Annotated in this window: 13 protein-coding genes; 8 read left to right on the top strand and 5 right to left on the bottom strand. The window is 73.9% G+C overall.

The features are described 5' to 3' along the window. Positions 1-31: 31 nt before the first annotated feature. The 3 genes from ABZW30_RS35070 (at position 32) to ABZW30_RS35060 (ending at position 4,979) form a co-directional block, all read left to right on the top strand. On the top strand, positions 32-1,687 hold the full coding sequence (locus ABZW30_RS35070) for an alpha-amylase family glycosyl hydrolase (protein WP_355675332.1): 1,656 nt from the start codon (positions 32-34) through the stop codon (positions 1,685-1,687). 41 nt (positions 1,688-1,728) lie between these two features. Next, positions 1,729-2,118: a ribosomal protein L7/L12 gene (locus ABZW30_RS35065; protein ID WP_355675288.1), complete on the top strand. Its 390-nt coding sequence runs from the start codon at positions 1,729-1,731 to the stop codon at positions 2,116-2,118. A 92-nt stretch (positions 2,119-2,210) separates the two neighbouring features. Then, a complete protein-coding gene (locus tag ABZW30_RS35060; RefSeq protein WP_355675331.1) occupies positions 2,211-4,979 on the top strand; it encodes an AfsR/SARP family transcriptional regulator in 2,769 nt (922 codons plus the stop codon). An 82-nt stretch (positions 4,980-5,061) separates the two neighbouring features. Here the strand turns inward: ABZW30_RS35060 and ABZW30_RS35055 are convergent, their stop codons facing one another. Continuing rightward, positions 5,062-5,775 carry an RICIN domain-containing protein gene (locus tag ABZW30_RS35055; RefSeq protein WP_355675287.1) on the bottom strand — a complete coding sequence of 238 codons (714 nt, stop codon included), beginning with the start codon at positions 5,773-5,775 and terminating at the stop codon, positions 5,062-5,064. Positions 5,776-6,328: 553 nt separating this feature from the next. On the opposite strand from ABZW30_RS35055, the gene ABZW30_RS35050 reads away from it, so the two are divergent. Continuing rightward, complete coding sequence (locus ABZW30_RS35050; protein ID WP_355675286.1) at positions 6,329-6,859, top strand: hypothetical protein; 531 nt, start codon at positions 6,329-6,331, stop codon at positions 6,857-6,859. Between the two features lie 194 nt (positions 6,860-7,053). Here ABZW30_RS35050 and ABZW30_RS35045 read toward each other — a convergent pair whose 3' ends face one another. Continuing rightward, positions 7,054-7,266: a DUF397 domain-containing protein gene (locus ABZW30_RS35045; RefSeq protein ID WP_355675285.1), complete on the bottom strand. Its 213-nt coding sequence runs from the start codon at positions 7,264-7,266 to the stop codon at positions 7,054-7,056. Then, a complete protein-coding gene (locus ABZW30_RS35040) occupies positions 7,263-8,093 on the bottom strand; it encodes a helix-turn-helix transcriptional regulator (protein ID WP_355675284.1) in 831 nt (276 codons plus the stop codon). The genes ABZW30_RS35045 and ABZW30_RS35040 overlap by 4 nt, the downstream gene beginning before the upstream one ends. A 163-nt stretch (positions 8,094-8,256) precedes the next feature. Between ABZW30_RS35040 and ABZW30_RS35035 the strand changes: the two genes are divergently transcribed. Beyond that, the gene (locus tag ABZW30_RS35035) at positions 8,257-8,745 is read left to right on the top strand and encodes an NUDIX hydrolase (RefSeq protein ID WP_355675283.1); all 489 of its coding nucleotides are present in this window, start codon (positions 8,257-8,259) and stop codon (positions 8,743-8,745) included. 24 nt (positions 8,746-8,769) lie between these two features. Here ABZW30_RS35035 and ABZW30_RS35030 read toward each other — a convergent pair whose 3' ends face one another. Further along, positions 8,770-9,051 (bottom strand): zinc ribbon domain-containing protein, encoded by a 282-nt coding sequence (locus ABZW30_RS35030; protein ID WP_355675330.1) that lies wholly within the window; start codon positions 9,049-9,051, stop codon positions 8,770-8,772. A gap of 51 nt (positions 9,052-9,102) precedes the next feature. On the opposite strand from ABZW30_RS35030, the gene ABZW30_RS35025 reads away from it, so the two are divergent. Further along, a complete protein-coding gene (locus ABZW30_RS35025; protein WP_355675282.1) occupies positions 9,103-10,212 on the top strand; it encodes an MFS transporter in 1,110 nt (369 codons plus the stop codon). Positions 10,213-10,307: 95 nt separating this feature from the next. On the opposite strand, the gene ABZW30_RS35020 is transcribed toward ABZW30_RS35025, so the two are convergent. Next, on the bottom strand, positions 10,308-10,454 hold the full coding sequence (locus ABZW30_RS35020; RefSeq protein WP_355675281.1) for a hypothetical protein: 147 nt from the start codon (positions 10,452-10,454) through the stop codon (positions 10,308-10,310). An 81-nt stretch (positions 10,455-10,535) separates the two neighbouring features. Here ABZW30_RS35020 and ABZW30_RS35015 point away from each other — a divergent pair, with 81 nt between their 5' ends. Both ABZW30_RS35015 and ABZW30_RS35010 read left to right on the top strand, forming a co-directional pair. Further along, a complete protein-coding gene (locus tag ABZW30_RS35015) occupies positions 10,536-13,280 on the top strand; it encodes an AAA family ATPase (protein WP_355675280.1) in 2,745 nt (914 codons plus the stop codon). Positions 13,281-13,426: 146 nt separating this feature from the next. Continuing rightward, positions 13,427-14,530, top strand: a complete 1,104-nt coding sequence (locus ABZW30_RS35010; RefSeq protein WP_355675279.1) for an NADH:flavin oxidoreductase/NADH oxidase — start codon at positions 13,427-13,429, stop codon at positions 14,528-14,530. Positions 14,531-14,618 lie beyond the last annotated feature (88 nt).

Here is a 14,618-nt window from a genome sequence, read left to right as displayed (position 1 = left end):
GCCCTGCTGGCCCACTACCGACGGACCGGTGATGCAACGTCTCTGGTGGCACGATGCCGTCATCTACCACGTCTACCCCCGAAGCTTCCTCGACACCGACGGCGACGGTGTCGGCGACCTGCCCGGCGTCCGCCGCCGGCTGCCCTACCTCGCCCGCCTCGGCGTCGACGCGCTGTGGCTGTCGCCCTTCTTCGCCTCGCCCATGGCCGACTTCGGCTACGACGTCCGCGACCACACCGCCGTCGACCCGCTCTTCGGCGACCTCGACGACTTCGACGAACTCCTCGACGCCGCCCACGGACACGGCCTGCGCGTCCTGATCGACTACGTGCCCAACCACACCTCGGACCAGCACCGCTGGTTCCAGGACTCCCGCGCCGACCCGCACGGCCCCCGGCGCGACTGGTACGTCTGGCGCGACCCCGCCCCCGGCGGCGCGCCGCCGAACAACTGGATCACCCTGTTCGGCGACAGCGCCTGGACCTGGGACGACGCGACCCGCCAGTACTACCTCCACTCCTTCCTGCCGTCCATGCCCGACCTCGACTGGCGCAACCCCGCCGTCCAGGACGCCATGTTCGACGTCGCCCGGTTCTGGCTCGACCGCGGCGTCGACGGCTTCCGCGTGGACTGCGCCCCGCTCATCGCCAAGGACCCCGCCCTGCGCGACAACCCGCCCTCGGCAGCCGGGAGTTCGGCCCACCACCGCTCGATGGGCGGCTTCGACGACCAGATCCACCTCCACGACCAGGGCCACCCCGACCTCCACCCCCGCTACCGCGACGTGCGCGCCCTGCTCGACTCCTACGGCAAGCCCGGCGACCGCGTCGCCCTGGGCGAGGTCCACGAATACGACTGGCCCGCCTGGAGCCGCTACTTCGGCCGGGACCTCGACGAGCTGCACCTGCCCATCAACTTCGGTCTGCTCGGGGTGACGTGGCAGCCGCAGGCGATCGGCGGGACCATCCGCGCCATCCTCGACGCCGTCCCCGCGGGAGCGACGGTCACCTGGGTGATGGGAAGCCACGACGACCCTCGGGTCGCCTCCCGGGTCGGCCCCTCCCAGGCCGCCAACGCGATGCTGCTGCTCCTCACCCTGCCCGGCACCGCGATCCTCTACAACGGCGACGAACTCGGCATGCCCGACGCCGCCGTCCCCCCCGACCGGATCCGCGACCCCTGGGGCCTGCGCACCCCCGCCCTCAGCCGCGACCACGCCCGCTCGCCCATGCCGTGGTCCTCCCACTCCGACTCACCGTCGGCCGGCTTCACTCCCACGGGAGTCGAGCCATGGCTCCCGATCACGATCCCCCCCGGCGGAACGGTGCAGGCCCAGGAGGCGGACCGGACCTCCCCGCTGTCCTTCACCCGCGACCTCCTCGCCCTGCGCCGCACCACCGCGGCGCTGCGCCGCGGCACCATCGCCTTCCTCGACGCCCCGGACGGCGTCCTGGCCTACACCCGCTCGGACGGCTCCGAGGCCGACCTGCTCATCACGCTCAACCTCACCGACCTGCCCGTCCCGATCGACCGTCTCCTGTCGCAGCGGCCGCCCCGGGAGCGCCTCCTGTCCACCGCGCGCACGGCGGACGCCGGGCGCGGCGCCGACCCGACCGTCCTGGCGCCCGGCGAAGGCGTCGTGTGGAGCGCCGAAACCCGTGGCCAGACGGACCGTCAGGACGGTTGACTGGCGCCGGACACGATGTCGGGCGATGGAGGTGGCAAGCCGTGGAGGACCCGCAGTTCACCGTCCTGTTGACCGGGGCGTCCCCGCACGACCCGACGGCCCTCAAAGCGGTCCGCACGGTGACCGGGCTGAGCCTGTGGCGCAGCAGGCAACTGCTGGACAGCGCGCCGGCCGTCGTGGAGCCGGAGATCCCGTTCCACGTGGCCGCCCCCGCGGCGCGGCTCCTACGGCAGGCGGGGGTGCCGGCCGCCTTACAGTGCAACTGGTGCCGGCGCACCCTGGCCGACGACACCCCGGTCGACCCCGGCCCCTGCGCGTCCCCGTACTTTCCCGCCGCGCACTGCCAGGCCAACTCGACGACCAGCTGCGACTGCGCCTTCTGCGTCGCGTACGGGCCCCTGCCCGGGCACGACGGCCGTCGCGGCTCCTGAGTCGCGCGCAGCGGTCGACCCGCCTCACCGCTACCGGCGCGCGCTCTGCGATGGGGAGGCCGCCCGCCGCCATATGCTTGTCATATTTGCTGGTGAGCGCGGTGGGGGCGTGGGTGGAGTTCCGGTTGTTGGGCTCGGTGGCCGTGGTGGCCGCGCAGGGGCGGGAGCTCGCGGTCGGGTCGGTCAAGCGCCGGAGTCTGCTGACGATGCTGCTGCTGAACCCGGGCGTGCCGGTGGGGGTCGGGCGGCTGACCGAGGCGATGTGGGACGAGGAACCGCCCCGGCACGCGCGCACGGTCGTCCAGAACCACGTGTCGGGGCTGCGTGCGCTGCTGGCCGCGCACGGGGCCGCCGACGGCGGGGTCGAGCTGGTGACCGACGGCGGCGCGTACCTGCTGCGGGTGCCCGACTCGGCGGTGGACGCCGGGCGGTTCGAGCGCCTCGTACGGTCGGCCCGCTCGGCCCGGGACGCGGGCGAGTCGGTGGCGGCGCTGCGCGAGGCACTCGGGCTGTGGCGGGGGCCGGCACTGGCCGGGACGTCGCCGAGCCTGCCGCTGCGGTGCGCGGCGCAGGCGCTGGAGGAACTGCGGCTCGCGGCGCTGGAGGAGCTGGCGCGCGCGTACGGTCGGCTCGGCGACCACGGGGCGGCGGCCGGGGTGCTGGGCACCGAGGCGGCGCTCAACCCGCTGCGGGAGTCGCTGGTGGCGGTGCTGATGACGGCGCTCGGGCAGGCGGGGCGGCGCTCGGAGGCGCTGGAGTGGTTCCACCGCACCCGCCGGGCCCTGGCCGAGCAGCTGGGGATCGACCCGGGGGCGGAACTCGCCGGGGTGCACGAGGCGCTGCTGCGCTCCGGTGCCCCGCCCGCCCCGGCCGTCGAAGCCCCGCCGTCGCCCGCGCCCTGGCCCTTCCCCCGGCGCCCCCGCGGGTTCTCCGGGCGCCGGGAGGAGCTGGCCGCGCTCGACCGGGCCACCGCCTCCCCCGGGGCGATCGCCGTGGTCGCCGGCGGGGCCGGGGTCGGCAAGACCACCCTGGCCGTGTACTGGGCCCACCGGCGGCAGGAGGACTTCCCCGACGGTCGGCTGTTCGTCGACCTGTGCGGGCACAGCCCGCTGCCCGAGCGCTCCACCCCCGCGGTGCTGCGCGAGCTGCTGCTCGCCCTCGGCCTGCCGGCCGAGCAGATGCCCCACTCCCCCGAGGCGATGGCCGCCCGCTACCGGGAGTCGACCGCGGGGCGCAGGATGCTGATCGTCCTGGACAACGCGCGCACCTCCGAGCAGGTCCGCCCGCTGCTGCCCGACGGGGAGGGCTGCGTCACCGTGGTGACCAGCCGCGACCGGCTCGGCGGCCTGGTCGCCTCGGACGCCGCCCGGCCCGTCCCGCTGGCCGAGCTGTCCGCGCCGCAGTCCGTCACCCTGCTGGCCGACACCCTGGGCCGGGAGCTGGTCTCGGCCGAGCCCGAGGCCGCCGCCCGGCTGGCCGCCCTGTGCGACGGGCTGCCGCTGGCGCTGCGCCTGGCGGCGGCCAGGGTCGCCACCTGCCCGACCCGGGGCCTGGCCGCGCTGGCCGACGAACTGGCCGACGAGCAGGGCCGGTTGGGCCTGCTGGACGTGGAGGACACCAGTGTCGCGGCCGCCCTGGCGCTGACCGTGCAGCACCTGTCCGAGCCGGCCCGCCGGATGTTCCACCGGCTCGGCACCCACACCGGCGCCACCCTCGACAGCCGCACCGCCGCCGCGCTGGCCGGCTGCGCACTGCCCCGGGCCGCGGGCGCGCTCGGCCAGTTGGCCACCGCCCACCTGGTCGTCGAGATCGGCCGGGACGCCTACACCCTGCACGACCTGGTCCGCCTCTACGCCCGCAGCCTGCCGCTGCGTCCGGGCGAGGACGACGCCGAGGCGCTGCCCCGCCTGCTCGACCACCTGGTGAACACCCTGCTCGCCGCGTGCGCCGCCGCCGAGCCGGGCAGCGAGCCGTGCTGCGTCCCCCCGCCCGGGGCCCGGCGGCCCGTCGAGGTCCGGCCGTTCCCGGACCGGGCGGGCGCACTCGCCTGGTACGCCGCCGAACGCGACACCCTGCGCGGCGCGGTGGAGGCGGCGGTCGCGGCCGGACTGCACGACCGGGCCTGGCGCCTGGTGCTCCTGCAGTGGCCGCTGATCGTGTGGCAGGTCCGGGACGGCTGGGTACCGCTGCTCGAACACGGCCTGGCCGCCGCCGAGGCCGACTCGGACCCGGGCGCCCAGTCCCGCGCCCGCGCGCTGCTGGGCTGGGTCCTGCTGGAGGAGGACCGGCCCGAGGAGGCCCTCGCCCACCTGGAGCAGGCCCCCGGCCTCGCCGCCCTGGCCGGCGACCGCACCGCGCAGGCCGTCGCCCTGGCCAACCTGGCCGTCGCCCTCGCCCGGTACGGCCGCGGCGCGCGGTACGGCGGACGGGCCCGGGTGCACGGCCTGCTGACCGAGGCCCTCGCGCTGGCCGAACAGGCCGACCGCGCCGACCTCGTCGCCCTCGCCCGCCAGCACCTGGCCGACCAGTGCCTGGCGGCCGGCGACCCCGAGGAGGCCGCCCACCACGCCGCCCGCGGCCTGGCCCTCACCGACCCGCCCTTCCCGGTCACCCGCCGGGTCGTCCTGCAGACCCTCTACGGCCGCGCACTCGCCGCCACCGGCCACCCGGAGGAGGCCGCGCTCCACCTCGACGCCGCCCTCCGCTCCGCCCGGGCCCACCAGTACGGCGAGGGCGAGGCGGCGGCCCGCGCGGCCCTGCGCGCCCTGCCCGCCCAGCCCGCCACGACGGCCGCCGCGGCCGCCGCCGAGCCGCGCACCGGACCGGCGGGGGCCCAACGGGCGGGGGCCGGACGGCGCTGACGGCCGGCCGGAGCCGGGGCGCGCCGTTCGGCGGGTCCGGCCTCCCGGGGAGGCGGGCCCGCCGAACGGCGCTCGACGGGCGTCAGGAGGTGAGCACCCACTTCTGGTTGTCCAGGCCGTTGCAGTCCCAGATGCCCAGCTGGGTGCGGTTGGCGGTGTTGAAGCCGAGCTCGTCCAGGCACTTGCCGGTCAGCACGTTCTTCAGCGAGCCGTCGGGCTGCGGGACCCACTGCTCGCCCTGGCTGCCGACGCAGTCGTAGATCTCGACCTTGGTGCCGTTGGGGCTGCCGGGGCTGCCCCACACCACGTTCAGACACATGCCCAGGGCGCGCACGGAGTTGTCCAGGCCCAGGGTCCACCACTGGGCGCCGGTGGGGTTGCAGTCGTAGATCTGCACCGGGGTGCCGATGTTGGTGCTGCCGTGGGCGATGTCCACGCACTTGCCGCCGTAGCCGACCAGGCGGCCCTGCTTGCCCTGCATGCCGATGACGACCGGGCGGATGGTGTCGGTGGCGATGTCACCGGGGCGGCAGACCGACCTGGACGTCCCGTCGCCGACCACGGTGTTGCCGGCGACCCAGTAGGTGAACGGCTGGTTCTGGACGACGTAGAAGCAGACCGTCTCGACGTGCCAGACGGTGCCGGGCGGGACGTTGCCGCAGCTCGCGGTGGCCATCCCGGCACCTCGGCCGGTGGTGCAGTTGCCGGGGGTGTCGGCCTGCGCGACGGACGGCAGGACGGCGACACCCACCAGGGCGAGCAGGGCGGTCAGTAAGGCGGCGAAGGTTCGGCGCATGCGAGGGGGACCCCTTCCGGTGGACGCGGACCGACCGGGCGTGTGGAGTGCGTGGTCGGTGTCGCCCAGCGTGGGGGATGTGGTGATGGACCGTCAACTACTGTGAAAGCTTTGTCCAGAACTTGTTCACACCAGCTGATCCGCGAGGGCCGCGGGCTCGGGAAGTGGTGCAGCGCCTCGGGCGGGGCAGCGCCTCGGGCGGGGCGGGGTGGCCGCGGGTCCGGTCCCGGCGCCCGGCCAGGTGGCCGCCGAGGACCGCGCGGCCGCGCACCCCGTGGCGGCGCACGCTTGATCCGTTCGGGGGCAGCGCCGTGCCCCCGGCGAGCGACGGCTCCGGCATGGCGTGAACTGCCGTGCACCCTTGTGGGGATCATCGACTTCGTTCGAGTGTGCAGCCTGTGCCCGGCGGAAGGGCTGCGGCCTGATTCCATGAAACCTCCGAAGCCCACTGGACGTCGTTCGCGGTGAGACCGCGCTGACGGTGAACCGGTCGGAGAACTTCCTTGGAGCCGCCGGGCCGGCGTCGCACCCCTCCGAGGAAAGGGATTCACGAATGAAGTACGGTTTCAGACGCCTGTCCACGGTGACCGGAGCGGTGGTCGCCGGGATCCTCCTGGCCTCGCCCGCGGTCGCCCAGGGCGGCATGGGCTCGACGGCTCGGGCCGGCTCCACCGCCCCCGCACTCACGTCCGGGCACTCGGCGGGTCAGGAAAGCGGCTATCACTGCGAGCGGGAAGCGCGCGGCTTCAGCTCCGACGTCGTGGACTACGGAACCTTCTCGGGCACCGAGTTCCGCCTGGCTACGAACCGCAGGGGCGAGGCGTTCCTCAACGACAGCCGGAACCCGGGAGTATGGGTGGACGTCGACGTCCTCCCCGGCGCCCCGAAGTGTGTGATCGGCACCCACGTGTCCGCCACCGAGAGCGGTGCGAACATCCCCAACGAGCTCTTCCTCAGCGTGGAGAGCGACGACGGGAAGATCTACCAAGCCGTGTGCAGCATCACCGGGACGCCGTTCAACGCGTCGAACCTGGCGGCTGCCTGCGGCTCGGGGTTCGCCCAGATTCCGGGCACCCCGGTGTGATAACACTCCGCGCGCCGGCTCCGGTCCTCATTTTCGGGGCCGGCGCGCCTCAAGACCCAGGAGCCACTCCTGGACGCGGGCACTTCCTCCTACGACGAGCCGGCCGAGGGCGGGACGGGGCGCGGCACCCCGTAGACGCCCGTAGGCCCGGACCGCAGTGGCTTCGGTCCGGGCCTACGATTGCGGGCTTCGGCTCAGACGTCGCCGAACTCGCCACTGCGGACAGCGGCGACGAACGACTCCCAGGCCTCGGACGGGAAGACGAGGGCCGGCCCCTGAGGATCCTTCGAGTCGCGGACAGGCGCCAGGCCGGGGAAGTCGGGAGCCACCTCGACGCAAGACCCGCCATTGTTGCTGTAACTGCTCTTGAACCATGCGGCGTCGGACAGGTCTACAGGGCGAATCATGACGTTCCTCTCACGCCTTGCTTGCGGATCATCTCCAGCGACGCGGCCTTCGACAGCGCTTCCACCTGGAGCTGATGGTAGTCCCGCTCCCAGGCCTGGGCAGTATCGGCGTCTCGCGCGAGGAAACCACGTAGCTGGCACTCCGAGTATGCCAGGAGCGTTCGATCCGCCAGAGTCAGCAACGTGACCATCATGGTGAACGGCAGCTCTTCCGCGAGCGAGAACGGCGCCACCTGGATGGTGATGTTCGGACGGCTCGCGAGGTCCTCAAGATGCGCCAACTGCCGCGCCATGACCTTGACCCCACCCACCGTTCGCAACAGGGCTCCTTCATCCAGGACGAAGTGCAGGCGCGGAGCTGAGCCGCGGTCAAGCAGCTTCTGACGCGTGGCCAGGAAGTCGAGTCGATCTGCGGCCTGTTCCTCGGTGATGCTGCCGCGTCGTACGGCTGCGGACGCGAAGGCCTCGGCGTACTCCATCGTCTGGGCCAGGCCAGGCACGATGCCCAGCTCGAAGTGGGAGATGCCGTGGGCTTTCGCCTCTTGCTGCGCGTACTCGGGAAAGCCTTCCAGCAACGATGACCCGCTGAGGCTCCAGTACGTCAGTTCCAATGTTCCATCGGTATCAAGGGCCTTGTCAGCGCTTCGAACCCAGTCAAGTGTGGGATTGCGCGTCCCCCTTTCGAGGTTCGAAATCTGACTATCACTCAGGTTGGTCAGCTCGCCGAGTTGAGTCTGGGTAAAGCCTGCCGCCTTGCGCAACCTGCGCAGTTGAGCCCCAAACGCCTTGAGGGGGGATGCCGATGGATCCAGCCGCGTCTCACGCATCGTCAGACCTCCGCCGCTACACGAATCCCACCCAGGGGAACTGTCAAGTGGGAAAGCCTTCCGATCGTAGAGGGCGGAACGCCATCATGGCTACATCTGGTGATTCACCGGAAGCGCAGCGCAATCTCTCACATCTGGAGCAGGGTTGAGCAGGATCCGCCTCATGAGCCGTCCTCCCGTTCGGCGATCGGGCCAGCAGGTCTTCGTCCTGCGCGAAGACCCTGACAGGTCGGACGAGTTCCTCGTCCTCCTGGTCGACCCCGTCTACCGGGAGGGACTGACCCTGCCCGGCGGCAGCGCCGAGCAGGACGAGCTGCCGCACCTCGCGGCCCGTCGGCACCTGGAGACGGAGACCGGACTCGTCCTCGCCGTGCGGACGATCCTCACGATCGACTACGTGCCCGCCGCGGAGTTCCCCGAGGGCGTCAACTTCGTCTACGCGGGCGGGATGATCACGCCCCGGCAGGCCGAGGCCGTCCGCCGCCACCAGCCACCGGAGGAGATCCGTGGCCTCCACTGGGTGCCCGAGTCCAAGCTGCGCGAGGTCATGGCGGACGACCAGTGCCGGCGCGTCGAGGACGCCTGGGACGCATGGGAGCACGGCGCCGGTCTTCCGCTCCTCGTACGGGGCGTGCCGGTCCCGGTCGGCTGATTCAGGTTGACTTCCTCCCCGCCCTCAAAGGACGGGGATTCCGGCCGAGCGCGCCGCGTGGGGGCTTCGCCCCGTGCGCGTGTGCCTGGCCGGTGGTTGGCGCTTCACAGACCGGCCAGTGCCGAGGTCTCCACGCCCTGAGACCGCCTGCCCGGCGGCCTTGATGTTCTTCGCGGCGTTCACGTCGGCGTGGTCCCGGTGCCCGCAGGCCGTGCACCGGAAGACCGCTTGGCTCTCGCGGTTCTCCGGTGCGCAGTGCCCGCAGGCATAGCAGGTCCGCGACGTGTACGCGGGGTTGACCAGCACCACGGCCGTCCCAGTGGTCCGGGCGGCGTTGCGCAGGGCCAGTTCGAGCAGATGCCATCCCTTGTCCAAGCGGTGTGGGCGATTGCCGTGCTGCGCTTCGTGCTCGGCATGGCCGTGGCCGCCGACTACCCGATCGCCACCTCCCTGCTCGCCGAGTGGCTGCCCGCCAAGCACCGCGGCCGCCTGCTCGGGAAGCAGATCGTCGCCTGGTACGCCGGCTCGGTGCTCGCCTACGTGGTGGGCTACCTGTTCCTGGAGCTGGCCGGACCGGGCAGCTGGCGGTGGATGCTGGCCAGCTCCACCGTGCTGTGCGTGGTCTTCCTGGTGATCCGCCGCGGCTCCCCCGAGTCGCCGCGCTGGCTGGCCGCCAACGGGCGGGTCGGCGAGGCGGTGCGCGTCGTCGAGAAGCACCTCGGTGTCCGGGTGGACGGCCGGGAGCTGATGCCCGACCCGGCCGAACGCGCCCGGCGCGCCAGTGGGCTGCGGCTGCTGATGACCCCGCCCTACCGGCGCCGCACCCTGTTCTGCGGCCTGTTCTTCCTCTGCCAGGTCGGTCCGCTGTTCGCGATGCTCACCTTCGGCCCGCAGATCCTCTCCTCCTTCGGCATGCCGGGCGGCACCGTGATGGAGACCCTGGGCACCGGGCTGATCAGCCTGGTCTTCCTGCTCGGCTGCTACCCGGCGCTGCGCCTGATCGACACCCGGGGCCGACGCCCCGTCATCATCTGGTCCTTCGCCCTGATGACCGTCCCGCTCGCCCTGCTGGGCGTGTGGCCCACCGCCCCCGCCGCGATCGCCCTGACCGCGCTGTGCGCGTACGCCTTCCTGTGCGGCGGGCCCAACGTGCTCGACTGGACGTACCCCAACGAGCTCTTCCCGACCGAGATCCGGGCCACCGCCGTGGGCGTGGCCACCTCGGTGAGCCGGATCGGCGCGGCCGTGGGCACCTACCTGCTGCCACTGTCGCTGTCCGGGCTCGGCACCGGGCCGACCATGCTGATCGCCGCCGGGACGACGGCCCTCGGGCTGCTGGTGTGCGTGCTGTGGGCCGAGGAGACGCGCGGGACGGCGCTGGGCGCCTCGCCGGCCGCGGGCGGTACGGCGGTTAAGGCTTCGGCGCCGGCCGTTCCGGCGCAACGGGTGCCGCAGACGGTGCGCTGACGGCTGACGCGCGAACGGCGGCGCTACCCGGTCCTTCCGGGCGGCGCCGCCCCTTTTTGCCTACGGACCGTCGACTCCCTTGCTGTCGATGCCGTTCAGATGATCCAGAACCACCTGGAGACCTCCCGGCCGAGGTAGGGCGGGTACCAGGGGTGGGGCAGGACGGGGTCGTCGCACTCGCGCAGCAGCGGCAGGAGGTGGTCGCGCACCGCCGGGGTGAGGTGGCCGGGCGGCTTTGTCAAGCCCGTACCGGAGCCGACCGATCGGCAGTAGCCTCGGCCCTCTGCAACGACGGCCCCGGCGGGGCGAATTGGAGGCGACGGGTGGCCGAGGGGAAGGGCGGGGGCGGCGACGAGGCCGGGCGGGAGGGCCCTGCGCTGCACGAGCGCGAGGCCGAGATCCGGTCGGCCGCGCAGGCGATCGAGGCGCTCGTCCGGCCCGACAGCGGGCTCGGGGAACTGCTGCTCTACACCGGCGCGGCCGGGCTGGGGAAGACCGCGGTGCTGACCGAGGTGCGGCGGGCGGCGAAGCGCGCGGGCTGCACGGTGCTGTTCGCCCGGGGCGGGCAGCGGCAGTGCCACGAGCCGTTCCACGTGGTGCGCCAGCTGGTGCGGCCGGTGTTGTCGGCCCTGTCCGACGCGGAGCGGGCGCAGGTCTTCGGGCCGTGGGAGGAGATCGTCGGTCCGGCGGCGGGACTGCGGCCGCCCGGTGGGCGGCTCGATCCGCAGGGGGTGCGCGACGGGCTGGACTTCGTCCTCACCCGCCTCGTCCAGCTCCGCTCGCCGGTGGCGGTGATCGTGGACGACCTGCACTGGGCCGACCCGGAGTCGCTCGGCTGGTTGGCGGGCTTCGCGGTCCGCACCCGGGAGCTGCCGGCCCTGCTGGTGCTCGCCTGCCGCGACGAGTTCCCCGACGACGCCCTGCCGCTGCAGCGCGGCCTCACCGACCGGGCCGACCGCAGGCACGAACTGCGGCCGCTGCAGCCCGCCTCGGTCGCGCACCTGGTCCGCGCGGCCCTGGGCGCGCGGGCCGAGGACGCCTTCTGCCGCCACGTCTGGGCGGTCACCGCCGGGAACCCGTACGAAACCGCCGCCCTGCTGCGCGAGGTGGCCGACCAGCGACTCGACCCGGTCGAGGAGAGCACCGGGCAGCTGCGCGAACTCGCCGCCACGGCACGGGGGATGACGCTGCGGCACTGGCTGGACCGGCTCGGCCCGACCGCGCTGCGCTTCGCCTGGGCGGCGTCGGTGCTGGACACCGACGTCCGGCCCGACCTCGCCGCCGCCATCTGCGCCCAGGGGCCGGAGACCGCCGCCCAGTCCATCCGGGAGCTGCGCCGGCACCAGGTGCTGACCGGCACGCCGTCGGGCCGGCTGGAGTTCGTCCACCCGCTGGTCGCCACCTCGGTCTACCAGTCGATGTCGCCCGCCACCCGGACCGGGATGCACGGAGTCGCCGCCGTCGAGGTCGAGAACGCCGGCCTCGGCCTGCTGGCGGCGTCCCGGCACCTGCTGGAGATCCTGCCCGAAGGGGACGGCGCCATCGTCGACAAGCTGCGCCGGGCGGCCCGCGAGCACCTGGCCATCGGCGCGCCCGAAGCGGCGCAGCGCTGCCTGCGCCGTGCCATCAGTGAGCCGCCCGCCGATGAGGACCGGGCCCCGGTGCTCTACGAACTCGGCTGCTCGGCGTTGCTCACCGATCCGGCGACCACGGTCAACCAGCTGCGTCAGGCGCTCGCCGACCCGTACGGGCTGGGCCCCGAGCTGCGGGTGGACGCGGTCTTCCGGCTCGCCCAGGCCCTCGCCCACAGCAACCGGCTGGGCGAGGCGGCCGCGCTGTGCGCCGAGGAGGCCGCGCGCACCCGGCCCGGCCCGGGGCGGCTTCGCCTGGAGGTCGCCCACTTCATGTTCGCCGCGTTCCGGTTCGAGGACGAGGACGGCCCGGGCCGCTCCCGGCGGCTCGCGGAGTTCGCCCGGATGCTGGACACGGTCGGCCTGGCCTTCGCCGACACCGTCGAGGACGGGGCGGCCCCGGGTGAGGCCGTGTTCGAGCACGACGGCCTGGCTCACGCGGTGGCCGTGCTGCGTTGTTGGGACCTCACGCTGCGCGGCGGCGACCGCGCGGAGGTGATCGCCCTGGCCGAGTCGGCGCTGCCGGGCGGGCGGCTGCCGCGCTGTCTCGGCTGGACCAACACCACCTGGGGCTTCGAGCTGCCCGGGGTCCTGGGCATCAGCTACCTGTACGCCGACCGGGTCGACCGGGCGGAGGAGCTGTTCACCGAGGCGGTGCGCGCCTATGAGGTGGCCGGGTGGAGCGGCGGCCACCTCGGCTTCGCCTATCTGCTGACCGGCATGCTCCGGTTCCGCTGCGGTGTCCTCGTCGAGGCGGAGGACTACCTGCGCCGGGCCCTGCGCATCGCCGAGCGGATCGGCCCGGGCACCCCGCTGCACTGGGACGCGGTCGGGGCGCTGGCCGAGACCCTGGCGGCGCGCGGCCGGCTCGACGAGGCCCTGGAGCTGGCGCGCGAGCACGCCTACGGGCCGCCGTACCCGACGGTGATGGTGCTGCCCGACGCGTCCACGCTGTACGGCCGGCTGCTGCTGGCGCGGGGCGACGTGTCGGGGGCGGCCGAGGCGCTGGCCGCCGCGGGCGCGGCCTTGGACGCACGCGGGTGGCGCAACACGGTGTGGGCGCCGTGGCTGGGGCACCTGGCCCGCGCGGTGGCCGTCGACCAGCCGGAGCGGGCCCGTGGCCTCGCGGAGGAGGCGGTCCGCCGGGCCCGGGAGTCCGGGACGGACTCGGCCGTCGGCAGCGCCCTGCGGCTCGGCGCCGCGGTGCACGGGCGGCCGCGCGCGGCCGAGCTGCTGGCGGAGGCGGTCCGGCATCTGGAGCGCTCGCCCGCCCGCTACGAGCACGCGCTCGCCCTGGTGGACCTGGGGGAGGCGCTGGGCGCGGCCCCGGCCGCCGGTGCCGCGCTCGCCCGGGGCCTGGAGCTGGCCGCCCGGTGCGGCGCCGACGGCCTGGCCGCCCGGGCCCGCGGTCTCCTGCGCTCGGACACCGCGGGCTGAGACGGGCTGTGGCGGACCGGGCGGTGGGGCCGCGGGCGGGTCACTCTTGAATTTTATCGTCCTGTGCAACTATTGTCATGGCACATAGAGCGCACCTGCAAACGGCTGCTGGCGTCTCCGCCGCCGACCCCACCGGGAGTCCGACCATGAGCACCAACCTCTTCAGCCCGTACACCCTGCGGGAACTGACCATCCCCAACCGGGTCTGGATGCCGCCGATGTGCCAGTACAGCGCCGCGCCGACCGGCGAGGCCGCCGGGGTCCCGAACGACTGGCACTACACCCACCTCGCGGCGCGGGCCGCCGGCGGCACCGGGCTGATCATCGTCGAGGCCACCGCGGTCAGCCCCGAGGGCCGCATCAGCCCGTACGACCTCGGCCTCTGGAACGACACCCAGGTCGAGGCCTTCCGCCGGATCGTCTCCTTCCTCAAGGAGCAGGGCACCGTCCCCGCCATCCAGCTCGGCCACGCCGGACGCAAGGCCTCCACCGAGCGCCCCTGGATCGAGCGCGGGCGCGCCCTCGCCCCGCACGAGGAGCACGGCTGGATGCCGGTCGGCCCCAGCGCCGCCGCCTTCTCCCCCGAGCACAGCACCCCGGACGAGCTGACGGTCGATCAGATCGGCGAGATCGTACGGCAGTTCGCCGACGCCGCCCGGCGCGCGCTCGACGCCGGCTTCCAGGTCATCGAGCTCCACGGCGCCCACGGCTACCTGATCCACCAGTTCCTCTCCCCGCAGAGCAACCACCGCACCGACGCCTACGGCGGCACCTTCGAGGGCCGCATCCGCTTCGCCCTGGAGATCGTCGACGCGGTGCGCGCGGTGTGGCCCGAGGAACTGCCGCTGTTCTTCCGCGTCTCCGCCACCGACTGGCTCACCGAGAACCCGCAGGACGGCCGCGAGGGCTGGACCTCGCAGGACACCGTCCGCCTCGCCAAGGAACTCCAGGCGCACGGCGTGGACCTGCTGGACGTCTCCACCGGCGGCCTCGTCCCCGACGCCCGGATCGAGGCCGCGCCCGGCTTCCAGGTGCCCTTCGCCGAGGCGGTACGCAACGAGGCCGGCCTGCCGGTCGCCGCCGTCGGCCTGATCACCGACCCCGCCCAGGCCCAGGACATCCTCACCTCCGGCCGCGCCGACGCCGTCCTGATCGGCCGTGAGCTGCTGCGCAACCCCTTCTGGGCCCGTCACGCCGCCGCCGAGCTGGGCGGCGAGGTCCACTCCCCCGTCCAGTACCACCGCGCCTGACGCACCCGACGGCCGCCGCGGCCGCCGGCCAACCGGCGTGGTGGGGGGGGGCGCCGGGCCGCGGGTGGGGCGTGGGCTGCCGCGAGAC

It is taken from the genome of Kitasatospora sp. NPDC004669, assembly GCF_040609455.1.
Lineage (GTDB): Bacteria > Actinomycetota > Actinomycetes > Streptomycetales > Streptomycetaceae > Kitasatospora.
Note: the sequence above shows the minus strand (reverse complement) of the source record. Positions and strands in the feature narration are given on the sequence as shown.